The organism is Peribacillus sp. V2I11 (assembly GCF_030817135.1).
Taxonomy (GTDB): Bacteria; Bacillota; Bacilli; order Bacillales; family DSM-1321; genus Peribacillus; species Peribacillus simplex.
The window spans coordinates 4,115,152-4,138,164 of record NZ_JAUSYW010000001.1; the positions used below are offsets into that span (position 1 = coordinate 4,115,152).

Sequence of the window (23,013 nt, forward strand, 5' to 3'; positions counted from 1 at the left end):
AATGAGAAAAAAAACGCAATTGATCCATGGCGGCATTTTTGGTGATGAAAAAACAGGAGCGGTTTCGGTGCCGATTTATCAAGTGAGCACCTATAAACAGGATGGTCCGGGAAATCATCGGGGATATGAATATTCCCGTACGGGCAACCCAACCCGACATGCCCTCGAAGAATTGATCAAGGATCTCGAAGAAGGAAAAAGGGGTTTCGCCTTCGGATCAGGAATGGCAGCGATGACCGCGGTCATGATGCTGTTCAGTCAAGGTGATCATGTATTGATGACCGATGACGTTTATGGAGGGTCTTTCCGGGTCATCACTAAAGTGCTTAACCGCTTCGGGGTGGAAGCTACGTTCATCAATACGAGTGACATACACTCGATCGAAAAAGAGATAAAGGACAATACGAAGGCACTGTTCATTGAAACCCCGACGAATCCATTATTGAAAATCACCGATCTGGAAGAAGTTTCAAAAATCGCTAAAGAAAACGGCATCCTCACCATTGTGGATAATACCTTCAGTACGCCATACTGGCAAAATCCACTTACACTTGGAGCCGATATCGTGCTTCATAGCGCTACGAAGTACCTGGGGGGACACAGCGATGTTGTAGCGGGTCTTGTCGTGGTGAATGATGAAAAACTTGGCAATGACCTTCATTTCATCCAAAACTCTACAGGAGGCGTGCTAGGGCCCCAGGATTCATGGTTGCTGATGCGAGGCATTAAAACGCTGGGAATCAGGATGGAAGAACATGAAAAAAATACATCTGAAATCGTACGTTTCCTATCCGGGCATAAAGATGTTTCGAAAATCTATTACCCAGGTCTTGAAAACCACCCAAATCATGATATTGCCAAAAAACAATCACGTGGATTCGGTGGTATGGTTTCATTTGATGTCGGCAGTGCCGAAAAAGCCGAGTCCGTTTTGAATAAAGTGAGATTCTTTACACTTGCGGAAAGTCTGGGGGCGGTGGAGAGCTTAATTTCCATTCCAGCCTTGATGACACATGCTTCCATTCCGGCTGAGCGCCGTGCAGAGCTTGGAATAACCGATGGGTTGATTCGCATTTCAGTCGGTTTGGAAGACGTAGAAGACTTATTGGAAGACTTGGAACAAGCGCTACAAGGATAACCGGGGAGGGACCGCTTCAAAGCTGACTGCCATTATTTACACCCTGACATTTGGAATAAATATGGTAGAATGAGATATCAATATCTTATTAGCTTGAAAGAAGGTGGAATGGCATGAAAAACCGCAAAAAGCAAACGGCGGCAATGCTGCGTTCGAAAATGGTCGATTTTAAACAATTTGCGATCACTTTGTTATGTGTGGGTTCGTTCTTCTATTTAGGAACCATCCTTCCCTCTGGCGACAAAGCGATGATTGACACATATGTCTATATGGGAGCGACAATCATGTTCCTGGGCATATCCATAGTATTTTTCCGATTATCCAAAAAATATAAAAAGATCTTGGCCGAAATGGATGACCAGGACTCTTTACAACAATAGAAGCAAACCTGATTCTTTAAAAGAATCAGGTTTTTTTGTTTTTCTGACGTTGTTGCCTGGATATGGGCAGATTTATCATACTACTTGCCTCCTTTAAGGTAATAATTGCTCTTGTAAGTGGGTAAAAAGATAGAAATTTCAAAAAAATAGGCAAAAGCCGTTTACAAATATTGAATTTGTGGATATACTTACCAGGTAATAAAAAATATTCCAAAGGAGGTCGAAGAAAATGACATTGTATCTGTATGGAGTCGTCACTATTAGCCGGTCCGTTTCAAATGACAATCATATACCATTCGACCTGTGCCAAGCGGAATATTTCTAAAGCAATTTGGCTTTATTAATCATTCAGACATAGCGGCCGCAGGGAGAAGTGTTTTATCCTGCGGCCTTTTTATATTTTCCAAAAATCCCCGCAGGAGGACGTAACTTTCTGCGGCCTTTTTATGCCTTTTTGTTGGGCCGCTCCCTTAAAGGAGGTGATATTATGACACTGAATATGCTTTTTTTCACAATCACGATTAAAATGAAAAAAATGACTGCCGAGGAATGTTTGCAACAGGAGAGAATCCACAAGATTCGAGAAGAACATCTAGATAAAGCGTTGAAGCATCGTCCTTTTTTCTAAATATATACGAGGTTGGTATCCCGTTTCATAAAAATAAATTCAAGAAAGGTGGAGGTTAATATGTTCAACTTGTTACACGTAAAAGGAGAGAAGCGTTGCTATTGGCAGGAGAAGGATACCGGCTAACGGATTTGCCGGTGCATTGCCAGCATTGTCATGGTTTGTATGTATATATACAGTGGAAAAGGCCATTGGAAACATGAAAAATTGAAGGTATGTTGATTAATGGTCATGACGCAGATTAACTCGGAACACAACATTAGAAATGAATATGTAAAATAAAAAACTCGGCACTCGGGCCGAGTTTTTTTCTTTGCCTGAATCAGCAGCACGGACCTGATCCTCCATAACCAAATCCACATCCCGGCAACCACCAAAACCCGAAAATGAGCAATAAAATCAAGAGGACAATAAACAGGCCATAACCAAAGCCGTAACCGGACCCTGCATAACAAGGAGCAGGAGCCGGATAACCATAGCTGCATCCGTATGGTCCATAGTTATATCCCATTGTAAAGACCCCCTTTCCCTAAAAATTTCCCTATCATTATATGAACATTTGCCTTCGTTCGTTTGGGAATTCATCCAAGCTGGTTTGAACATTTTACACTTTCATGATTTCTTTTAGTGGGACAGACACGAACAAGCCCAATGTTGCATAGGTATGAATAGGGAAGCCAAAGAAACGGGGGATGAAACCAATGCCCGGAATACTTACAGTTGTCGGTTATATTATCAAAGAATTTTACTTATTCGTTTCCTATGTGAAAAACAACGCTTTTCCCCAGCCCTTGTCATCTCAGGATGAAAAGAAATATCTGAAGCTTATGAGTGAGGGAGACGGTGATGCCCGTAACATCCTGATTGAGCATAATCTCAGGCTTGTTGCCCATATCGTCAAGAAATTCGAGAATACGGGCGAAGATACAGAGGATTTGATTTCGATTGGGACAATTGGTTTGATAAAGGCCATTGAGAGTTATTCGGATGGGAAGGGTACGAAGCTGGCCACATATGCGGCGCGATGCATTGAGAATGAGATCTTGATGCATTTACGAGCGACAAAGAAAACGAAGAAAGATATTTCCCTGCATGATCCGATCGGTCAAGATAAAGAAGGGAATGAAATCAGTTTAATCGATGTACTGAAATCGGAATCGGAAGATGTCATCGATACGATTCAGCTCAATATGGAAATTGAAAAAGTGAAAAAGTATATTGATATTTTGGATGAACGCGAAAAGGAAGTCATTGTAGGCAGGTTCGGACTGGATTTGAAAAAGGAAAAAACCCAGAGGGAAATCGCTAAAGAGCTTGGCATTTCCCGCAGTTATGTATCAAGGATCGAAAAACGTGCCTTGATGAAGATGTTCCACGAATTTTACCGAGCAGAAAAAGAGAAGGAAAAGAAAGCTAAAGGATAGGGATGGTAAATGTCAAAGAGAGTGCGGGGAAATTTCCCCGCACTCTTTATTTTTAATATTTATTTCTGATCATATCTGCAAATGCATGATAAATCTCGATTCCCTGAAAAAGGAACAGACGTGAAGCGGTTAAAGAAAAGACCCCTACCATAATTAGTCGGAACCACATATGAATCACTCCTCCATTTTATTTATTTATAAAATGTCAGAGCGTAAGGCTACGTAATTCGCCTGGAAAAAAACCGGACTGAGATATCGTTGGCGAAGATTTGAGTGAAAATATAGAAAACTTAAAATGGAAAACTCGAAAATGAGAATAATGATAAGTGACTGCCAGGAACTGAAGGAAGGCACGAAAGGCTGTTTCTTGTCTGCCTTATCCCAATGATGAACATCGGTATGTTCTTCAAGGGTTAGCTGCTGTGCATGATGATGGAACTGTACCGGAAGTGTCCAAAGGAGCAGGATGATGGCAGACATGTGAATAAAGAATTTCATATGAATCACCCACCCCTTTTCCAAGAATATATTCATCATAACATGCTTTTAATCCGGGATATAGAAAAATGTTCTGAAAATATACTGAAAATTCCTTTTAATTAGAAAAATATTGAATGAACCTCTATAATGGGATTAGTGATAAAAAGGGGGCAATGCAGGATGGCATATTCTTTGACGTGGGATTTGGATATCTTTTTTAAAGGAGGAAGCTCTTCTAAGGAGTTCCTGACTTTTTTAGATGGAATTAACGATGAGGTAAAAGAATTAGACCGACTTGTAAGCAATATCAATCCAGAAGGAAATGATGAAATAAGTTTATTCCAGGCATTTGATCTTTTTAAAAATACAAATATGAAATCTTCACAGGCAGGTGCTTTCGTTGGATGCCTGGAAGCTCAAAATGCGCAGGATAAAAATGCTGGTCAGCTGCGGATCAAACAAATGAAGATAGTCGCTTCACTAAAAATGGTGTTAAGCAAGCTGGATGAAAAGTTGATACAGCTTGATGATGCGTTTTTTGATAAAATCCTCGAAAAAGAACCATTGAATGAATTGAAATTCGTATTGAATGAACGTCGGGAAAAGGCAAAGGAAAAGCTTTCCGTGAAGGAAGAATCATTAATCACCCAATTGGCCATGGACGGCTTCGAAGGTTGGAGCCAAATGTATGATACGATCGTCGGATCAATGACCATTCCTTATAAGGGTGAAAAGCTTTCTGTAGGCCAAGCGGCGAATAAATTTTCTGATCCTGATGAAAGGGCCCGAAAAGAATTATTTACTGCGTGGGAACAGGCTTGGGAGGAAAAAAGTGACCTTTTTGCCCGGACTTTGAACCACTTGGCAGGATTCCGTCTCAGTGTGAATGAAAAAAGGGGCTGGGATGATATTTTGAAAGAGCCTCTTGAAATAGGGAGGATGAAAAAAGAAACCCTCGAAAGCATGTGGAATGTAATCGCCGATCATAAGGAGCCGCTTGTGAAGTTTTTAGAAAGGAAAGCGGAGTTACTGGATTTGGATAAATTAAGTTGGGCGGATTTGGATGCACCGCTCGCTGTTACGGCAGAGTCCAAAGTAATGGATTATCAAGAAGGTGCAGACTTCATCATACAGCAATTCTCTAAGTTCGGCTCTCAATTAGCAAACTTCACCCAAAAAGCTTTTGAAGACAGATGGATTGAAGCTGAGGACAGGCCAGGTAAGAGACCAGGCGGCTTTTGCACCGGCTTTCCATTAAATAAGCAGTCACGAATTTTCATGACGTATTCGGGTACCCCATCCAATGTATCGACATTGGCTCATGAATTGGGACATGCTTTCCATTCTTATGCGATGAGGGATATTCATCCATTGAATCGGTCATATGCAATGAATGTGGCTGAAACAGCCTCTACTTTTGCTGAAATGGTCGTAGCGGATGCAGCTGTGAAGGAAGCGGCCAGTGAGGAAGAAAAGCTGGTGCTTTTAGAAGATAAAATTCAGCGTTCCGTGGCATTATTGATGAATATCCATGCCCGCTACTTATTCGAAACAAGGTTTTATGATGAGAGGAAACAAGGATATGTAAGTGCCGAACGGTTGAATGAACTGATGGTCGATGCACAAAAAGAAGCTTATGGCGATGCTTTAAGTGATTATAATCCAACGTTCTGGGCTTCAAAGCTCCATTTTTATATTACAGGTGTACCATTTTATAATTTTCCGTACACATTCGGATACTTATTCTCATTAGGCATATACGCGAATGCCCTGAAAGAACCCGCAGGATTCGAAGAAAAATATATCGCTCTATTAAAGGATACCGGTTCCATGAAGGTCGAGGATTTGGCGGAGAAACATTTAGGCGTCGATTTAAAGACCCGGGATTTTTGGGAAGAAGCGGTCAATGCCTGTATGGAGGATGTAGAAGAATTCATGCGTTTGACCGATCCCCTAGCCCGAAAAGCATAAGATGGGTTTTAGGCTGGAATAAGAACGAAAAAAGCGGATGTCCGTTAGGACATCCGCTTTCTTATTTAAACTTTCTTCAGTTTAAATGGACTGACCATAAGTAATGATAATATAATCATGAGGGATAAGAAAAAGACCGGATGGAAATACGGGATGGCTAGATAACTTAAAGTAGCGATGCAGCCCGCAACCGTAATTGGAACTCCTGTAAAATATCCATTGCTTTCACTAATATTGAAGCGGGCGAGACGAAATGCGCCACAGCCAATATAGAAAACCGTGAAGAGTGTGCCGGGTGCTCCGAATTCTATTAATATTCCTTGGTATAATAATAGAGCTGGTGCGACGCCAAAGGATATGATGTCACACATGGAATCAAGTTGCTTACCCAATTCCGATTCAATGTTGAATTTCCGTGCAACCATACCGTCAAAGCGATCTGCAAGGGCAGCCAGGAAGATTAAAAGCAGGCTTAAATTCAATTGGCCGTGCATCACGGCAATTATTGCAAATCCACCAAGGGATAAGTTCATTAAAGTAAGTATATTTGCTGTTTGTGCTTTCAATTTTTTAATGGATTGATCTAGGGCGTGTAATAAAAACATCTTTTCACTCCTTTCAAATGAAACAAATTAAAACAAATTATATTAAACATAAGTATTTATTATATAATAATATTTTATTTAACACAATTTATGCAAGGGATTTATAGAATAATTTTACAATTTGGAGTGGTTATATTTGTTTCAGTCTTTGTATCGCATTCTTATTGAACTGACGAATGGTCAGTATTCATCAGGTTTATTAAAGCATTTCAGCCAATCTCGTTGGAGCAGGCCCTTAATTTTATTTTATGTAAGGACATTCAACCTTAATCAAGAGGAATTTGGTAAGGAGTTAAAAGCTTATACCAATCTTCACGAGCTATTTACAAGGCAGTTAAAGGCGGACGCCAGGCCAATTACGGAAGTTCCTTATGCGGTAGCTTGTCCTGTGGACGGTGTTCTCGAGGATTCAGGGGAGATACGCGCTGATAAAAAGATCGTCGTTAAGGGAAAGGTATATTCAATGGAGGAAATGCTCGGGGATGAGCTTTTTTTGGCAAAGTACTTGGGCGGCAAATATCTCGTGTTATACTTAAGCCCGAGTCATTACCATCGGATCCATGCACCAATCAAGGGTTCTGTAGTCAAACGTTGGACCCTTGGAAGGAAATCATACCCCGTTAATAAATGGGGGATGAAATATGGAAAAGAGCCATTATCAAAAAATTATCGGACAATAACTGAACTTCAAAATGAAGCGGGAAGTCTGGCAATGGTGAAAGTCGGGGCCATGTTCATAAATTCGATCGTCATCACTGATGATTCGGATGAATTGGAAAAAGGACAGGAATTTTCTTATTTCAGCTTTGGGTCCACAGTGGTGCTTCTTTTTGAAAAAGGAAGCTTTGAACTTGAAGGAAACATTTCCATTCCCGCAGATGTCCGTGTGGGTGAAACAATCGGATTCATGAGGGCCGTCTAACTTCAAATGAAAATAAGAGGCTGACATTTGATGTCAGCCTATGTATTTCATATTATTGATCGGATTTTATGCGTTAAGGATCTTCGATGAATTTCCGTTTCTATAAGGCGGATGAATTCGGTACTCAACTTTAAGTTCTGCGCTTTAAAATAGGATTCAAGCAACAGGTCATCAGATAGTTTTTGCATCAGAACGCCATTTACGGCTGCTCACCTCCAGTAGGGATTGCGAGGAATAATTTGGTGTTTACTTGCATATATTGATAAGTCTTCCTTGATGTACCCCTACTGTATCAGAAATAAACGTGGAGAACAATCGTTCTGTTATCCACAGTTGAAAGTGGATAACCTGTGGTTAAGTTGTTTACAAAGTGATCGAAATGGTGCACATCAGTATGGAAAATGTTAGTAAAGTTATCCACAGGTTGAATAATTGAAATTTTTGTCGAAATCTTTTATGAATAATTAGTTCTTTGGTTCTGGTCAGCCTGCAAATTTCCCATTCTTTAATAAAAAATGCCTTTCCATATCTGAAAACATACATTATGATGTTTTTTTACCGTCAGCCCTTCTTTCCTAATTTTTTTTGAAAGTGAGCTGAAAATTCGATATGATGGAGACGGTAAATTTTAATGAAAATATAGAGGTGCCAATATGCTTAATTTATTTTTACCGAGTGAACATGTTAAAAGCATTTTTAATATAGATCCTCAAGAATTGAAAAAAAGAGGGATTAAGGGAATCATTACCGATTTGGATAATACTCTCGTTGAATGGGACCGGCCAACTGCCACTCCCGATTTAATCAAATGGTTCGACAATATGCGGGATCATGGGATTTTAGTGACGATTGTGTCCAATAATAATGAAAATCGGGTTCGGGCTTTTTCCGATCCGCTTCACATTCCGTTTATCTTCCAGGCCAGAAAACCGATGGCAAGAGCTTTCCATAAAGCCCGTAAGACAATGGGATTGAAATTAGAAGAAACGGTTGTGATCGGCGATCAGTTATTGACGGATGTATTGGGAGGGAACAGAGGCGGGTTTCATACGATCTTAGTGGTTCCTGTGGCACAAACCGACGAATTCAGAACAAGGATCAATCGTTATTTTGAAAGAAAGATCATGGCGTTTTTTAAACGAAAAGGAATGATAGAATGGGAGGATCACAATTGAACAATCATCAAGAATTAGTGTGCATCGGCTGCGGTGTCAAGGTCCAGACTGAAGATCCGAAGGAGTTGGGTTTTGCCCCAAAATCGGCTCTGGAAAAAGAGAGCATCGTTTGTCAGCGCTGTTTTAAATTGAAACATTATAACGAAGTTCAGGATGTATCCTTAACAGACGATGACTTCTTGAAAATCTTGAATAAAGTAGGCGAAACCGACTCTTTAATCGTCAAAATCGTCGATATTTTTGATTTCAATGGAAGCTGGCTGCCTGGCCTGCATCGATTTGTAGGAAGAAATGATGTTCTTCTGATCGGAAATAAGGTTGATCTATTGCCTAAATCCGTAAAACCGAACAAGTTGATCAATTGGATGAAGCAATCGTCCAAGGAATTGGGTCTTAACCCGATTGATGTCCTGCTTGTCAGTGCGGAAAGGGGAAAGCACATCCTTGAAGCAGCTGATGCGATTGAGCGGTATCGAAAAGGTAAAGATGTCTATGTGGTGGGCTGTACGAATGTAGGGAAATCGACTTTCATCAACCGTCTTATAAAAGAAGTGAGCGGTGAAGGTGATATCATCACGACTTCCCACTTCCCTGGGACTACCTTGGATATGATCGAAATTCCTTTGGATGATGGACAGGCATTGATCGATACACCAGGAATCATTAATCATCATCAAATGGCTCACTATGTGGACAAACGGGATTTCAAGGTGATCATGCCGAAAAAGGAAATCAAGCCGAGAGTGTACCAGCTGAATGAAGGGCAGACGCTATTTTTCGGAGGGTTGGCCCGGTTGGACTATGTCTCAGGCGGAAGGCGTTCACTGACTTGCTACCTTTCTAATGAATTGAATATTCACCGTACGAAACTGGAAAATGCCGATGAATTATATAAAAACCATGCCGGGGAATTACTGACGCCCCCGCGGCCTGAACAAATCGAGGAGTTTCCGAAGCTGATTCCACATGAATTTTCCTTGAAAGATGGTAAAATGGATATTGTGTTTTCTGGTCTTGGCTGGGTGACGGTCAATGAGCCAGGAGCGAAAATCGTTGCACATGTTCCAAAGGGCGTCAATGTGATCGTTCGCAAATCATTAATCTAAATATAGGGGTCGTCTAGTCTATGAAAAAGATATATGGGGTAATGGGAGATCCAATTGCACATTCGATGTCACCGGACATTCATAATGATGCATTTGAAAAAGAAAATATAGAAGCGGTTTATCATCATTTTCATGTGACACCAGAGCGTTTGAGCGATGCCGTGAAAGGCATGAAAGCCCTTGGTATAGAAGGGTTTAACATCACGATTCCTCATAAGACTTCAATCATCCCTTTCCTTGATGAAGTGGATGAACTGGCCCTTGCAATCGGGGCTGTAAATACGGTTGTTAACAAAAATGGTCGGTTTATAGGGTATAATACAGACGGAAAAGGATTTTTTAAATCTTTATGCGATGAAATATCAGGTGACATCAAGGCTAAAAAAACGTTAGTGATCGGAGCGGGCGGTGCTGCGCGTGCGATTTATTTTACCCTCGTAAAAGAAGGGGTAAAGCAAGTTGATATTGCAAACCGGACAAAGGAAAGAGCGGCCCAGCTTGTTTCTGATTGCCCATATGATAAAGTATCGAAGGCACTCTCGATTATCGAAGCGGAAGAAAGCTTATCACAATATGATTTAATCATCCAAACGACTTCTTCTGGAATGAGTCCGGAATTGGATCATTCACCGTTAAAGGTCGACCAGCTTAAAACCGGTGCAATTGTCAGTGATATCATCTATAACCCCCTGCAAACCAAGCTGCTGCGTGAAGCTGGGGAAAAAGGGGCGGAAACGCAAAATGGTCTGGGTATGTTCATCAACCAGGCCGCGCTCGCATTTGAGATATGGACAGGCATTATGCCGGATACAGCAAGAATGACAGATATTGTCTTGAACAAACTAGGAGGTAACACATGTTAACAGGAAAACAGAAAAGATTTTTACGATCAAAGGCCCATCACCTCAACCCAATTTTTCAAGTTGGTAAAGGCGGCGTCAATGATAATCTCATCAAGCAAATTGGTGAGGCGCTTGAAGTACGTGAATTAATCAAGGTCAGCATCCTTCAAAACTGTGAAGAGGACCGCAATGATGTGGGACTTTCTTTATCAAAAGGTGCACGGGCGGAATTGGTTCAGATTATCGGCAACACAATTGTGCTGTATAAAGAATCAAAAGAAAACAAACAACTTAAATTACCTTAAGGAACCTATCTATGAAAAAAATTGGAATTCTTGGCGGTACATTCAATCCTCCGCATATCGGGCATTTAATTATAGCGAATGAAGTGCTGGATGCCCTTGAGCTAGATGAAATCAGGTTCATGCCAAATCACGTTCCTCCACATAAGGAAAAATCGGAGGAAGTATCCGATATGGACAGGTTGGCCATGTTGGAAAACGCGATAGCCGGAAACCCATCTTTTTATATTGAGGGTATTGAAATAGAAAGAAAAGGCACATCTTATACGTATGATACAATAAAATTGCTGAAAGAACTTGAGCCAACCAATGAGTTCTATTTCATAATTGGCGCAGATATGATTGAGTACTTACCGAATTGGCACCGTATCGACGAGCTGGTGCATATGGTCAATTTCGTCGGGGTGAAGCGCCCTGGATATAATGAAAAGACCTTATACCCAATCACGATGGTGAAAGTCCCCCAGATGTTCATTTCGTCTTCCATGATACGAAGGAAGTTAAGAATGGGGAAAACCGTGAAATATTTAATAGCAGATCCAGTGGTGAAGTATATTAAAGGGAATGGTTTATATGAATCGTGAGAAAGCATTGGCGCTGGTCAAAGAACAAATCACCGAGCGCAGGTACATTCATACCTTGGGTGTGGTCGAGTCAGCGATTGTACTTGCTGAACGGTATGGTGCCGACGTCAAAAAAGCGGAATTGGCAGCCATTTTCCATGATTATGCAAAATTTCGTCCAAAAGAGGAAATGGAGCAAATTATAATCGCTGAAAAAATGGACCCGGCGTTACTTGAATACAATATGGAGCTGTGGCACGCTCCTGTCGGGGCTTTTCTGGTGAAAAAGGAAGCTGGCATTCAGGACGCTGAAATCTTGGATGCCATTGCCTATCACACGTCTGGCAGGGTTGGCATGAGCCTTTTGGATAAAGTCGTATACCTTGCTGACTATATTGAGCCGGGACGTTCTTTTCCCGGTGTCGACGAAGTCAGGCAGACAGCAAAGCAAAATTTGGATCATGCTGTCATCCAGGCTTTAAGGAATACAGTTGTTTTTTTAATGAAAAGGAATCAGGCAATTTACCCTGACACATTTAAGACATATAATGATTTGATCATGAATTTGAAGGAGAAGATGTAATGACTGAACGTGAACTTCTTGTAATTGCAGCAAAAGCGGCGGATGATAAAAGAGCGGAGGATATCGTGGCATTGAACATGCAAGGTATTTCCCTTGTAGCGGATTACTTTTTGATTTGCCACGGTAATTCTGAAAAACAAGTACAAGCAATAGCTCGTGAAATGAAGAGCAAAGCTGATGAATCAGGAATCAATATTAAACGTCTTGAAGGTTTTGACGAGGCGAAATGGGTCCTTGTGGATCTTGGCGATGTAGTGGCCCACATATTCCATAAAGATGAAAGAAACTACTATAACCTCGAACGTTTATGGGGAGATGCACCTTTTGAAGATCTAGAGAGTGAACTGACTTCATGACTTACGAACGCTTTGCCTATGTATACGATGAATTGATGAAGGACGCACCTTATGAAAAATGGCTGATGATCCTTACGGCGAAGCTGGAACAGTATGGAATTGATGGAAGGAAAGTCCTGGATTTAGCGTGTGGAACCGGGGAAATGACCGTTGAATTGGCGCAACACGGATTCGAAGTCACCGGCGTGGATTTATCTGATGAAATGCTTCTTGTTGCTAATGAAAAAGCGGTTAAGCTTGGATTATCGATTCCACTTTTCCAGCAGAATATGGCAGAACTCGAGGGACTTGGCCAATTTGATTGTGTCACGATTTTTTGTGATTCGCTGAACTACCTTCGCGATGAAGAGGATATAGTCAAGACGTTCAGCCGGGTTCATGAGCATTTGAAGGATGGCGGATTATTCTTGTTTGATATCCATTCCATTTATAAAATGGAAGAAATCTTCCGTGACAATACGTTTGCCGTCAATGGTGAAGAAGTTTCCTATATATGGGACTGCTACCCGGGTGAAGAACCTTACAGTGTGGAACATGATTTAAGTTTTTTCGTAAGGGACGATGAAAGCGGTCTGTATGACCGTTTTGATGAGTTGCATTATCAACGGACCTATCCGGTTGAACAATATAAAAAGTGGTTGGAGCAAGCAGGTTTTACGGTTTCTGAAATTATGGCGGATCTTGAAGAAGCACCGCTTGCAACGGAAACCGAAAGAATCTTGTTTGTAGCCAGTAAATAATAAAGAGGTCAAGAATCTCCGTCGTACATCACATGTACGAGTGGAGGTCTGACCTCTTCTTTTTTTTATTTTAAGAAGGAAATGAGATATAGATTACGAATATTAATAAGGATGGCCGAACTGCTTTTCAACTTCGTGTAGATCCTCTGCAAACTTTTCATGTGTCGCTTGAAAAAGATGATGGAACATTTCCCCGGTTTCAGCTTCCAAAACCTTGATCCCCTCACCCGTTATTCCACCCTTTACACAAACCTTTTCCTGCAGGGTCGGCAATGTATAAACTCCTTTACCAAGCAGTTCCCCTAAGCCAACCAGCATGTTTTCAGTCAAAGTCGTAGCGGTTTCTTTATCGATCTTCGTCGTTTGGCAAGCCGCATCAATAAAAGCTTGCGCTAAATAGCTGAAGAAGGCAGGACCGCAGCTGACGATATCGGAAGCTACCCGGGTGATATCATTTTCAATGATGACCGGTGCCGAAATGACAGAGGCCAAATCATATAAAGCCGACTTTTTCTCCTTACTGCAGCTCTTGCTGAAACTCAGTAACGATACCCCTGAACCCACACGGTTCGTTATGCTCGGTATAAAACGGGCACAGGGGGCATTCACTGCCAATTCAAGCTGTGAGACTGAAACTGGGCTTGTGATGGAAATAACCAGCTGATCCCTTTTTATATGATGTTTGATGCCTTGTAATAGGCTGTTAATTTGTAATGGTTTTACACAAAGAAAGATAAAGTCCGCTTGTTGGACGATTTCGGCTGCGCTTTCCGCAACCTTGATACCAGGGTGTTTCTCTTTCAACACCAATGCTTTGGAAAGCGTGCGATTTGTAATGATTAAATCTGCCGGATTCAATATTTTTGCCTCCAGCCATGCCTCGATTAAAATGGTACCCATATTTCCGGTTCCGATAACACCGATTTTCTTCAATTCCGATCAACTCCTCTCACTTAAAGCGATTGATACTCCTAAAAACACTATGTATTTTTAATCTGTCCTATGACAATGTATTGTGCGAAATCCAGCAAGGAGGAAAAGAAATGGAAGGAATTTTAAAAAGGAAAATGACGATGATTACCGTTGCCGTGGCATTTGTGGCAGCGGGCATTTACTTTTTTTTGCAACAAGGGGAGGATCCTGCTGATACGGAAGATATATTTTCCATTGCTGCAAAAGAAGCTGAAATCGAACAAAGTGAAAATGAAACGCCTGCCGAACCTGAGATCATTAAAGTGGACGTTAAAGGAGCGGTCAAGTCCCCTGGCATATTTACTGCAAAGGCAGGTGACCGGGTAATTGATTTGATTTCGGCTGCGGGCAGTTTTACGGACAAGGCTGATAAGGATAAAGTGAATTTTGCCCAAATCGTCGAAGACCAAATGGTCATTTATGTTCCGGAAATAGGTGAAGAAGACAAGGGGTACTTGGAGAATATACAAGTCGGGTCGTCTCGTGATGCCGTTTCTGGGGGGACGTCAGGAGGACTGGTGAACTTGAATACAGCTACACAGGAAGATTTGGAAACCTTGACGGGAATTGGACCATCCAAAGCGAATGCGATCCTGGAATACAGGGATACGGTAGGGAAATTCAAGGAGGTCGATGAATTGAAAAAGGTAACGGGAATCGGCGATAAAACATTTGAAAGGTTACGGGATTCCATTTCCGTGAAATGAATGATCGAATATGCTACACAAATGGACAGGAAGAGGGTAAAATTGAAGAAAATCATACTAAGGGGATACAACATGAACAGAATTAGTTGGGATCAATATTTCATGGCGCAAAGCCATTTATTAGCTTTAAGAAGTACATGTACACGCCTCACGGTAGGGGCGACGATCGTCAGGGACAACCGAATCATTGCAGGGGGATATAATGGGTCCATTGCGGGAGGGACGCATTGTATTGATGACGGCTGTTATGTAATTGATAATCATTGTGTCAGAACGATACATGCAGAAATGAATGCACTTTTACAATGCGCGAAATTTGGGGTGCCTACTGATGGGGCAGAAATATATGTGACGCATTTTCCGTGTCTTCAGTGCTGTAAATCACTTATCCAGGCTGGCATCAAGGCTGTATATTATGCGGAGGATTACAAAAATCATCCATATGCTCTGGAATTATTTAAACAGGCTGGTATCAAGACCGAGAAGGTCGAAGCAAAAGGGGCCATCGATGTTAATGGAAAACAAAAAAAGGACTTTGTATTCTCATTGCTAGATCAACTTGAACGAACAGGCCTGGGAAAAGAAGATTTATTGGAGCTGGAAAAGCAGGCCAATCAGATATTTGAAAATTAAATAGGACGGGGGCAGGCATGGCTAGACATCTTATCTTACTAGCCGTTTCGGCCACATTTGGTGTTACGGCCCATTCTTATTTAAATGTAAAGCTGCTGATCATTATCCTTATTTTTCTCTGTTTCCTTTATTTTCCGGTGGGGTTAAGTGTGAAGGCCCTTAGTTTTCATTTGGTGATCATGGGGATATTTTTAGGGGCCGCCTCCTTCTCCGATCACCGAAACAAAACTGCCTATCATGGAACGGAAAGCCAATTTATCATCACATTTACCGACCAACCGAATATTGATGGAAATTCATTAAAAGGATTCGTGGGCAGTGAGAAAGGCGAACGGCTAGTGCTTCGTTATAAAATCACCTCCGAATTGGAACAGGAAAAACTGAGTCAGTTTCTGCGAATCGGTTTATCATGTCCGGCTGAAGGGACATTGCAAATTCCCGACAAAAACAGGAATGAAAACAGTTTCGATTACCAGCGTTATCTTTTGCGCCAAAGCATCCAATGGATATTCAAAGCGGATTCCATTTCATTTCAAGAATGCAAAGAGGGTGGAAACTCGATTCTAGTTTCGATTCGTAATTTGCGCTTGAAGGGAATTGCGTATATTAGAGAACACTTTCCGGAAGAATCGAGCGGTTTTGTCACAGCTCTCATATTCGGCGACCAGACATATATAGATGAAGGTGACCTTACTAATTATCAGCGATTGGGTCTGGTTCATTTACTGGCGATTTCCGGCCTTCATGTCAGTTTTTTAACGGGGATGTTATTTTACTTCGGCATCAGGATTGGGATTACACGGGAGAGAATGATGGTGGCCATCTTAATCTTCCTTCCGGTTTACATGTTACTTTCAGGTGCCAGTCCATCAGTGGTGAGATCCTGTTTAATGGCTATGCTTTTCTTTCTACTCTTGTTATTCAAGAAGCGGATCTCGGCGGGTGCCGCAATCGGATCGGTTTATATGGCACTATTGTTTTTCCGGCCTAATATGCTCTATGATATAGGCTTTCAGCTTTCATTCGCAGTCACTTTCTCCATTATCATGTCTTCAAGCATTTTCTTGCAATACCCGAAGAAAACAACGCAGCTTTTCATCATCAGTTCCATCTGCCAATTGGCAGCCCTTCCGATTTTGCTTTTTCACTTTTTTGAAGTATCCTTTCTTGGCGTGTTTCTGAACGTATTGTATGTTCCGCTTTATTCCATCATATTGCTGCCATTTTCACTGATTTCCCTCCTTTTTCATTTATTACTGCCTTCCTTGGGGCAACCCCTCATATCATTATTGAATTTCACCTTCGTACTCTGTAATAAAGCCGCGGATGCAGCATCGGATTTGCCGCTGGCCTCCATTCCGTTTGGAAAACCAGCTTTCATCATGATGGCATTACTTGTTATTTCCCTTTTAGGGTTATATCTGGCTTGGGATGTATCTTTTGAAAAAAGTAAAATCTGGTGCGGAATATTAATTGTCCTTTTGCTTTTTCAATATAATTTACAAAGGTTCTCACCTTTTGGTGAAGTGCAGATCATCGACGTTGGACAAGGTGACTCCATTTTAATTATCCTGCCTTTCAATCGCGGTAACTATTTGATTGATACGGGTGGGCAAATTACATTTCCAATCGACACGTGGGCAAAAAAGCGAAAGAAGTTCAACACTGCGGATGATATCATTATTCCATTATTGAAAAGTAAGGGAATCCACCAATTGGACAAACTCATTTTAACCCATCCGGATGCAGATCATATGGGAAGTGCAAAAGAATTAATTGAAAATTTTAAAGTTGGGGAGATCATCATTGGAGGCTGGAGTGAAGAGCAATACAGGGATATGGATTTTGTGTCCATGGCAAGAGATAAAAAAATGAAAATGACGGTCCTGAAAAGGGGGGACCAATGGGTGGCGGGCGGAGCGCCGTTTGCTGTGCTAGGTCCATATGAGAAAGAAGAAAATAAGAATGATTCATCCATAGTTCTATTCACGGAGCTTGGGGGATTGTCATGGTTATTAACTGGCGATATGGGAGAAGAAGGGGAAAGGGAACTATTGAGCACATTTCCGCATGTACAGGCGGATGTCTTGAAGGTTGGGCACCATGGCAGTAAAACTTCTTCTTCCGCGCCCTTCCTTGAACAGCTACAGCCGAAAGCGGCGCTTATTTCAGTTGGAAAAGATAATGGCTACGGTCACCCTCATGAAGACGTAATTAGGAATCTGGAGGGAAATGGAATAAAGGTGTTCAGGACAGACGAGGAGGGTTCTATTATTTACAAGTATTACAAAAGCAGTGGAACCTTTCGGAAGACTCTCCCATAGTATGTAGAAAATCAAAAAGAAAGAGACTGCAGCGGCAGCCTCCATCAGGAAAAATAAGTGCATGTAGTTAATGAAATCAGGATCCGACAGCTTTAATGACGACAGCTATGGTGAACATGGCAGCGAAAAATACAAAAGAACCGATGAATCCTATAGCGGAATCAGCGACGTCATCTGTCTTTGATTGAACATTCTTTTCGAATTCGTTCATTATTTACCCCTCCTATTTCTGCTAATAGTATAAAACATTACCAAAAAAAAATCTACAGGCTTCATTCCTTCATTTCCTTTACTGACAAGAGTTGTCACAAATAGTTTGGGATTTTGAGGTCAAAATATAAGTACAGACAAAGCAAGCGAAAAAGAAAAGCTCATTTTTTGTTCTACATGAATACTTTACCCGCTTTCAAGGAAGATTACCCGGGCCTTTCTTGAAAGTGTTCATATAGATCCGGAATTAGCCCTTTTAAGGGGCTAGTTCCCTTTATAGCTTGTCAAATGGTCCATCCACCTATACCATTAGAGAAGAATACATAGTAAAGAGGCGGATTCTATTGGTATTAGACGTTTGGAAAAGTATAAAAAAAGGGCAATTCGCTCCAGTATACTTGTTATATGGGACGGAAGCCTATCTAATTAATGAAACGAAGCAGCTATTGATCGAGAATGTCCTTCACGAAGATGAGATGGATTTTAACTTTTCTCAATTTGATTTAGAAGAGACGCCTGTTGAAACTGCGCTTGAAGATGTCGAAACCCTCCCGTTTATCGGGGAAAGGCGCCTTGTTTTCATGCAAAACCCATTTTTTTTGACAGCTGAAAAAACGAAGTCAAGAGTTGAACATAATGTGAAAAGACTGGAAGCGTATTTGGCTGACCCGGTTCCTTATTCTATTGTCGTATTGACCGCACCTTATGAGAAATTGGATGAACGGAAAAAAATCACCAAGGAACTGAAGCGTAAGGCGGTTCTCGTTGAAGCGAAAAAGCTTGGTGATCATGACTTAAAGGGGTGGGTGAAGGAGAGGGTCGAAGCTTCTTCAGTCCAAATAGATGAACAGGCTACAGAGCTTTTACTTGAACTTGCAGGAACGAATCTGATGATGCTGACGAATGAACTGGATAAAATGATGCTTTATGCAGAAGCTGATAAACACATTACGGTCGAGGTAGTGGAAAAGCTGGTCGCTAAATCCCTTGAACAGAATATCTTCACGCTTGTTGATCATGTGTTACAGCGAAAGATGGAGAGTGCCATGACGATCCTGCACGATCTTCTCAGGCAGAATGAAGAGCCGATCAAGATCTTGAGTGTCATGGCAGGTCAGGTCAGGCTCATGTATCAAGTGAAGGAGCTTTCCCGTCAGGGCTATAGCCAGCAAAAAATTGCAGGTCAACTGAAAGTGCACCCTTACAGGGTAAAGCTGGCACTTGAAAAGACGGGGAAATTCCAGGAACGCGAGCTGTTGAGCATCATGAACGACTTAGCGGAAGCGGATTATAAAATGAAGACCGGCCAAGCCGATAAGGCGATCACGCTTGAGCTGCTGCTTTTAAAAATTAGATGATAAAAAAGGTGACAGATATCCTGTCACCTTCAGTTTGTAGACAAAAGGGGTTCGGAATTAAAAAATTCCGAACCCTTTTTGAAATTCCCTTTTAAATTTTGACCAAAGGTTAAGAGATTTGGGCTCTTCGAGCCACTATGTTAAGCCATTTTATGACCTTGCCATGTCCACGTGGCCATCTTCTTTAAATTAATGGCAGCGAAAGTAAGCATCGCTTGCATCGACAATTTTTTAAGTCCCCTTAAAGTAGTCCATCGCATACCATGCTTTTCTTTTGCATCTGCGAATACACGCTCAATCGTTTCTTTGCGTTTCGCATATATAGGTTTTACATCTTGATGGTGACGCAGATGATCTGCTTCTTCCACATATGCTTGCCAGATATGCCGTGTCACTACTTTTTGATGGTCTTTGCTTTCTGTACACCGTGATAAAAAAGAGCATGTTGCACAAATTTGTTTTGGCGATTTGTACTCGCGATAGCCCTCTTTATTTGTTGTTGAGTACTTTAAAGTTTCGCCCGAAGGGCAAAGGTAACAATCAAAGTGTTCATCATAAACATAGTCATGTTTGCGAAAGAATCCTTCTTTTGTACGAGGACGTGTATAGGGTAAAGCAGGTGTAATTTCTTTGTTAAATAGGTAGCTTGTAATTGCTGGTGTTTTATAAGCTGCATCTGCGGCAACGGCTTCTGGTTTTCCAACTTTCTCAATCACTTGCTCAACAAGTGGTTCCAAAATATGACTGTCATGTGTATTACCAGGTGTTACAATCGTTCCCAATACAAAACCGTTGCGGTCTGCGGCCGCGTGGAATGAATAGGCAAACTGTTTTGTTCGTTCATCTTTCACATAGTAGCCACTCTCAGGATCCGTAGTACTTTCTTTAATTGCTCTGGTTTCTTTCTTATCAAATTTATCTGGTGGAAAAGGTTTCTTTCCATGGTTTTCACGATCTTGATTGATTTCATCTTGAAGACGTCCTTGATATGCTCGTGTTTCTTTGCGTACGATTTTCTTTTCAAATTTGCGCTTATTCGCATTGGCTTTCACATGTGTGGAATCGACGAATACGTGTTCAGCACTTATTAACTTTCTATCAGCAGCTGTTATTAAGATGCGATAGAAAATCTGTTCAAACAGGTCTGTATCTTTAAAGCGTCGCTCATAATTTTTCCCGAACGTTGAGAAATGAGGTACTTTATCATGGAAACCATAGCCTAAGAACCAACGGTAAGCCATATTTGTTTCAGCTTCTTCAATCGTTTTACGCATGGAACGAATACCGAAGGTATATTGAATGAATGTCAGTTTAACTAAAATAACTGGATCAATACTTGGGCGTCCTACCTCTGAATACATATCTTTCACCAAGTCGTAAATGAAAGTGAAGTCAATGGAAGCCTCCATTTTACGAACCAAATGGTTCGGTGGCACCAGTTGATCTAAAGTAATCATTTCAAGTTGATCTCGCTGAATAGAATCATGTTTCGAAAGCATCCTCATCACCTCAAGTTTTAATAGTTCTATTTTAAAACAAAAAAGACTGTAGGCAAAAGGAGTTCTATCTAAATTTTTAAACATAGTTGATTGGAACGGAAGGTACGAGACTCCTGCGGGAAAAGCGCGTCTAGGGGAGACCCCGCAGGCGAAAGCCGAGGAGGCTCCCCGACCGCCCGCGGAAAGCGAGTGCCTGGAGTGGAAATCAACGTCCAAATTGTACAAGCCATAAAAATAGACAAACTCGATTTTCATCGAGTTTGTCTACAGTCTGAAGGTGACAGATATCCTGTCACCTTTTTTATGAAAAAACGGCACAAAAAAAACGATCCGATTGGATCGTTTAATTTTTTGTCATTATGCGTTAAGAGCGTTAAGTCTTTTCGCTAAACGAGATTTTTTACGGGCTGCCGCATTTTTATGGATTAATCCTTTAGATGCAGCTTTGTCTAATTTCACAGCAGCTGTTAAAAGAGCTTCTTTAGCAGCTTCAACGTTTTCACCAGCTAATGCAACTTCAGCGTTTTTCACTGTAGTACGCATAGTTGATCTAACAGTAATGTTATGAACGCGTTTTTTGTCGTTGATTTTCACACGTTTAATAGCAGATTTAATGTTTGGCATTCCGTTCACCTCCTACAAAGAAATCGAGATTATATGAACTCGACTTTTCAAATCCATATCAAATAGCACAAGTGATATTCTATCAGACTGCTCATAAATATGCAATACTTCAGATTGAGAATCGAAAAGGAATTATAAAAGGAATTATAATTTCAGTAATAAATTCATCTCGTCATCATTCATTGTACCAAAAAAATGAATAATAAAAAAGCAAAAATGACAGAATGTTTAAGAGAGACTATTGAAAATACTAGATTAGATACAATTCAAACATCAGGAGGCCGTTATGGAAAATAATTTGGACCTTAGTGAATACGGAATTCGTACAGATTTGGCGATTGAAGCAAAGGAAATTGCCCTTGAACATAAAGGTGTTGTAGAGGAAGTGGATGTATCCCGTATCGAAGGGGTCATTATTAAGGAAAAAGATGTGGATGATCTTAAGGTATCCTTAGTCGAGGTCACGGCTGAGGGTGAAAAAGAAATCGGTAAGAAGCAGGGCAGCTATTTGACCATTGAAGTGCAGGGAATCCGCCAGCAGGACACGGATACGCAGCAACGGGTGGAAAAGGTGTTCGCCAACGAACTGGCATACTTCTTGAAACGGAATAAAATCACCAAAGAAAGCAGTTGTTTGGTTGTCGGTCTTGGTAATTGGAATGTTACTCCCGATGCTCTTGGGCCTGCAGTCGTTGAGAACCTTGTAGTCACAAGACATTTATTCGAATTGCAGCCGGAGTCCGTCAAGGAAGGCTATCGGCCGGTCAGTGCGATTTCCCCCGGGGTGATGGGGATTACGGGAATCGAGACGAGTGACATCATAAAAGGAGTCATCGAAAAAAGTAATCCTGATTTCCTGATCGTGGTTGACGCATTGGCTGCCCGTTCGATCGACCGGGTGAATTCGACGATTCAAATTACGGATACAGGCATCCATCCAGGGTCTGGTGTTGGAAATAAACGAAAAGAATTGAGCCAGGAAACACTGGGAGTTCCTGTTATAGCAATTGGAATACCTACCGTCGTGGATGCCGTATCAATTGCCAGCGATACGATAGATTATATTTTGAAGCACTTTGGCAAGGAACTGAATGAAGGGGACAGACCATCACGTTCGTTGGCACCCGCTGGATTCAGTTTTGGGAAGCGCACAAAGCTGACCGAAGAGGATATGCCGGGTGAAAAGGAGCGCCAAACCTTCTTGGGGATGATAGGTGTCCTCCCTGATGATGAGAAACGGAAATTGATTTATGAGGTACTGTCACCGCTTGGTCAAAATTTAATGGTTACACCGAAAGAAGTCGATGTTTTCATTGAGGATATGGCCAATTTGATAGCCAATGGGTTAAATGCAGCCTTGCATCATTCAATAAATCAAGATAATACCGGCTACTATACCCGTTAAATCACTTTCAGTGCCCAAAAATGGTGTTCTACCCTTTCTAGCAAAGTCATAGGTATTAATAGACAA

27 protein-coding genes are annotated in these 23,013 nt (G+C 41.4%); 19 read left to right on the forward strand and 8 right to left on the reverse strand.

Annotation, left to right across the window (positions count from 1 at the left end; all coding sequences use genetic code 11):
• Position 1: 1 nt before the first annotated feature.
• The 3 genes from QFZ73_RS20080 (at position 2) to QFZ73_RS20090 (ending at position 2,146) form a co-directional block, all read left to right on the forward strand.
• A complete protein-coding gene (locus tag QFZ73_RS20080; protein ID WP_251428765.1) occupies positions 2–1,138 on the forward strand; it encodes a bifunctional cystathionine gamma-lyase/homocysteine desulfhydrase in 1,137 nt (378 codons plus the stop codon).
• Between the two features lie 113 nt (positions 1,139–1,251).
• Entirely contained in the window at positions 1,252–1,518 is a 267-nt protein-coding gene (locus QFZ73_RS20085) for a YrhC family protein (RefSeq protein WP_069981698.1), read from the forward strand.
• A gap of 487 nt (positions 1,519–2,005) precedes the next feature.
• Positions 2,006–2,146, forward strand: coding sequence for a YrzI family small protein (locus QFZ73_RS20090; RefSeq protein ID WP_076365157.1), 141 nt, complete (start codon positions 2,006–2,008; stop codon positions 2,144–2,146).
• Between the two features lie 322 nt (positions 2,147–2,468).
• Here QFZ73_RS20090 and QFZ73_RS20095 read toward each other — a convergent pair whose 3' ends face one another.
• Positions 2,469–2,657, reverse strand: a complete 189-nt coding sequence (locus tag QFZ73_RS20095) for a hypothetical protein (protein ID WP_048682791.1) — start codon at positions 2,655–2,657, stop codon at positions 2,469–2,471.
• A 190-nt stretch (positions 2,658–2,847) separates the two neighbouring features.
• Between QFZ73_RS20095 and sigK the strand changes: the two genes are divergently transcribed.
• Entirely contained in the window at positions 2,848–3,570 is a 723-nt protein-coding gene (sigK, locus tag QFZ73_RS20100; RefSeq protein ID WP_034308596.1) for an RNA polymerase sporulation sigma factor SigK, read from the forward strand.
• A 195-nt stretch (positions 3,571–3,765) separates the two neighbouring features.
• Here the strand turns inward: sigK and QFZ73_RS20105 are convergent, their stop codons facing one another.
• The gene (locus QFZ73_RS20105; RefSeq protein ID WP_251428762.1) at positions 3,766–4,068 is read right to left on the reverse strand and encodes a hypothetical protein; all 303 of its coding nucleotides are present in this window, start codon (positions 4,066–4,068) and stop codon (positions 3,766–3,768) included.
• 162 nt (positions 4,069–4,230) lie between these two features.
• Here QFZ73_RS20105 and QFZ73_RS20110 point away from each other — a divergent pair, with 162 nt between their 5' ends.
• On the forward strand, positions 4,231–6,021 hold the full coding sequence (locus tag QFZ73_RS20110; protein ID WP_307269889.1) for a M3 family oligoendopeptidase: 1,791 nt from the start codon (positions 4,231–4,233) through the stop codon (positions 6,019–6,021).
• 65 nt (positions 6,022–6,086) lie between these two features.
• Here the strand turns inward: QFZ73_RS20110 and pssA are convergent, their stop codons facing one another.
• Positions 6,087–6,626, reverse strand: coding sequence for a CDP-diacylglycerol--serine O-phosphatidyltransferase (pssA, locus tag QFZ73_RS20115; RefSeq protein ID WP_251428756.1), 540 nt, complete (start codon positions 6,624–6,626; stop codon positions 6,087–6,089).
• Positions 6,627–6,762: 136 nt separating this feature from the next.
• Here pssA and QFZ73_RS20120 point away from each other — a divergent pair, with 136 nt between their 5' ends.
• Positions 6,763–7,548 carry a phosphatidylserine decarboxylase gene (locus tag QFZ73_RS20120; RefSeq protein ID WP_307269894.1) on the forward strand — a complete coding sequence of 262 codons (786 nt, stop codon included), beginning with the start codon at positions 6,763–6,765 and terminating at the stop codon, positions 7,546–7,548.
• A gap of 47 nt (positions 7,549–7,595) precedes the next feature.
• Here QFZ73_RS20120 and QFZ73_RS20125 read toward each other — a convergent pair whose 3' ends face one another.
• Positions 7,596–7,736, reverse strand: a complete 141-nt coding sequence (locus QFZ73_RS20125; protein WP_251428750.1) for a sporulation histidine kinase inhibitor Sda — start codon at positions 7,734–7,736, stop codon at positions 7,596–7,598.
• A 465-nt stretch (positions 7,737–8,201) separates the two neighbouring features.
• On the opposite strand from QFZ73_RS20125, the gene QFZ73_RS20130 reads away from it, so the two are divergent.
• The 8 genes from QFZ73_RS20130 to QFZ73_RS20165 are packed head-to-tail and all read left to right on the forward strand — an operon-like array spanning position 8,202 to position 13,215.
• The gene (locus tag QFZ73_RS20130) at positions 8,202–8,723 is read left to right on the forward strand and encodes a YqeG family HAD IIIA-type phosphatase (RefSeq protein ID WP_307269904.1); all 522 of its coding nucleotides are present in this window, start codon (positions 8,202–8,204) and stop codon (positions 8,721–8,723) included.
• Positions 8,720–9,829 carry a ribosome biogenesis GTPase YqeH gene (yqeH, locus tag QFZ73_RS20135; RefSeq protein WP_373458957.1) on the forward strand — a complete coding sequence of 370 codons (1,110 nt, stop codon included), beginning with the start codon at positions 8,720–8,722 and terminating at the stop codon, positions 9,827–9,829. Before QFZ73_RS20130 ends, yqeH begins: the two co-directional genes overlap by 4 nt.
• Before the next feature lie 20 nt (positions 9,830–9,849).
• On the forward strand, positions 9,850–10,692 hold the full coding sequence (aroE, locus tag QFZ73_RS20140; protein WP_251428739.1) for a shikimate dehydrogenase: 843 nt from the start codon (positions 9,850–9,852) through the stop codon (positions 10,690–10,692).
• Complete coding sequence (yhbY, locus tag QFZ73_RS20145; RefSeq protein WP_098369748.1) at positions 10,686–10,976, forward strand: ribosome assembly RNA-binding protein YhbY; 291 nt, start codon at positions 10,686–10,688, stop codon at positions 10,974–10,976. Before aroE ends, yhbY begins: the two co-directional genes overlap by 7 nt.
• 11 nt (positions 10,977–10,987) lie before the next feature.
• Complete coding sequence (locus QFZ73_RS20150; protein ID WP_307269914.1) at positions 10,988–11,557, forward strand: nicotinate-nucleotide adenylyltransferase; 570 nt, start codon at positions 10,988–10,990, stop codon at positions 11,555–11,557.
• Entirely contained in the window at positions 11,547–12,119 is a 573-nt protein-coding gene (gene yqeK, locus QFZ73_RS20155) for a bis(5'-nucleosyl)-tetraphosphatase (symmetrical) YqeK (protein ID WP_251428733.1), read from the forward strand. Before QFZ73_RS20150 ends, yqeK begins: the two co-directional genes overlap by 11 nt.
• Entirely contained in the window at positions 12,119–12,475 is a 357-nt protein-coding gene (rsfS, locus tag QFZ73_RS20160) for a ribosome silencing factor (RefSeq protein WP_063232984.1), read from the forward strand. The genes yqeK and rsfS overlap by 1 nt, the downstream gene beginning before the upstream one ends.
• Complete coding sequence (locus tag QFZ73_RS20165; protein ID WP_307269921.1) at positions 12,472–13,215, forward strand: class I SAM-dependent DNA methyltransferase; 744 nt, start codon at positions 12,472–12,474, stop codon at positions 13,213–13,215. Before rsfS ends, QFZ73_RS20165 begins: the two co-directional genes overlap by 4 nt.
• Before the next feature lie 102 nt (positions 13,216–13,317).
• Here QFZ73_RS20165 and comER read toward each other — a convergent pair whose 3' ends face one another.
• Complete coding sequence (gene comER / locus QFZ73_RS20170) at positions 13,318–14,148, reverse strand: late competence protein ComER (protein WP_307269925.1); 831 nt, start codon at positions 14,146–14,148, stop codon at positions 13,318–13,320.
• A 110-nt stretch (positions 14,149–14,258) separates the two neighbouring features.
• Here comER and QFZ73_RS20175 point away from each other — a divergent pair, with 110 nt between their 5' ends.
• From QFZ73_RS20175 to QFZ73_RS20185, 3 genes are all read left to right on the forward strand, one after another.
• A complete protein-coding gene (locus QFZ73_RS20175) occupies positions 14,259–14,894 on the forward strand; it encodes a helix-hairpin-helix domain-containing protein (RefSeq protein ID WP_307269928.1) in 636 nt (211 codons plus the stop codon).
• A 72-nt stretch (positions 14,895–14,966) separates the two neighbouring features.
• Entirely contained in the window at positions 14,967–15,527 is a 561-nt protein-coding gene (locus QFZ73_RS20180) for a ComE operon protein 2 (protein ID WP_251428725.1), read from the forward strand.
• A 17-nt stretch (positions 15,528–15,544) separates the two neighbouring features.
• Positions 15,545–17,851, forward strand: a complete 2,307-nt coding sequence (locus QFZ73_RS20185) for a DNA internalization-related competence protein ComEC/Rec2 (protein WP_307269934.1) — start codon at positions 15,545–15,547, stop codon at positions 17,849–17,851.
• A 76-nt stretch (positions 17,852–17,927) separates the two neighbouring features.
• Here the strand turns inward: QFZ73_RS20185 and QFZ73_RS20190 are convergent, their stop codons facing one another.
• Positions 17,928–18,062, reverse strand: coding sequence for a YqzM family protein (locus QFZ73_RS20190; protein ID WP_034308559.1), 135 nt, complete (start codon positions 18,060–18,062; stop codon positions 17,928–17,930).
• Between the two features lie 343 nt (positions 18,063–18,405).
• Here QFZ73_RS20190 and holA point away from each other — a divergent pair, with 343 nt between their 5' ends.
• Positions 18,406–19,419, forward strand: coding sequence for a DNA polymerase III subunit delta (holA, locus tag QFZ73_RS20195; RefSeq protein WP_307269939.1), 1,014 nt, complete (start codon positions 18,406–18,408; stop codon positions 19,417–19,419).
• A gap of 140 nt (positions 19,420–19,559) precedes the next feature.
• On the opposite strand, the gene QFZ73_RS20200 is transcribed toward holA, so the two are convergent.
• Complete coding sequence (locus tag QFZ73_RS20200; RefSeq protein WP_307269942.1) at positions 19,560–20,918, reverse strand: IS1182 family transposase; 1,359 nt, start codon at positions 20,916–20,918, stop codon at positions 19,560–19,562.
• A 357-nt stretch (positions 20,919–21,275) separates the two neighbouring features.
• Positions 21,276–21,542 carry a 30S ribosomal protein S20 gene (gene rpsT / locus QFZ73_RS20205; protein WP_034308554.1) on the reverse strand — a complete coding sequence of 89 codons (267 nt, stop codon included), beginning with the start codon at positions 21,540–21,542 and terminating at the stop codon, positions 21,276–21,278.
• A 286-nt stretch (positions 21,543–21,828) separates the two neighbouring features.
• On the opposite strand from rpsT, the gene gpr reads away from it, so the two are divergent.
• Positions 21,829–22,947 carry a GPR endopeptidase gene (gpr, locus tag QFZ73_RS20210; protein WP_251430717.1) on the forward strand — a complete coding sequence of 373 codons (1,119 nt, stop codon included), beginning with the start codon at positions 21,829–21,831 and terminating at the stop codon, positions 22,945–22,947.
• The last annotated feature ends 66 nt before the right edge of the window (positions 22,948–23,013 follow it).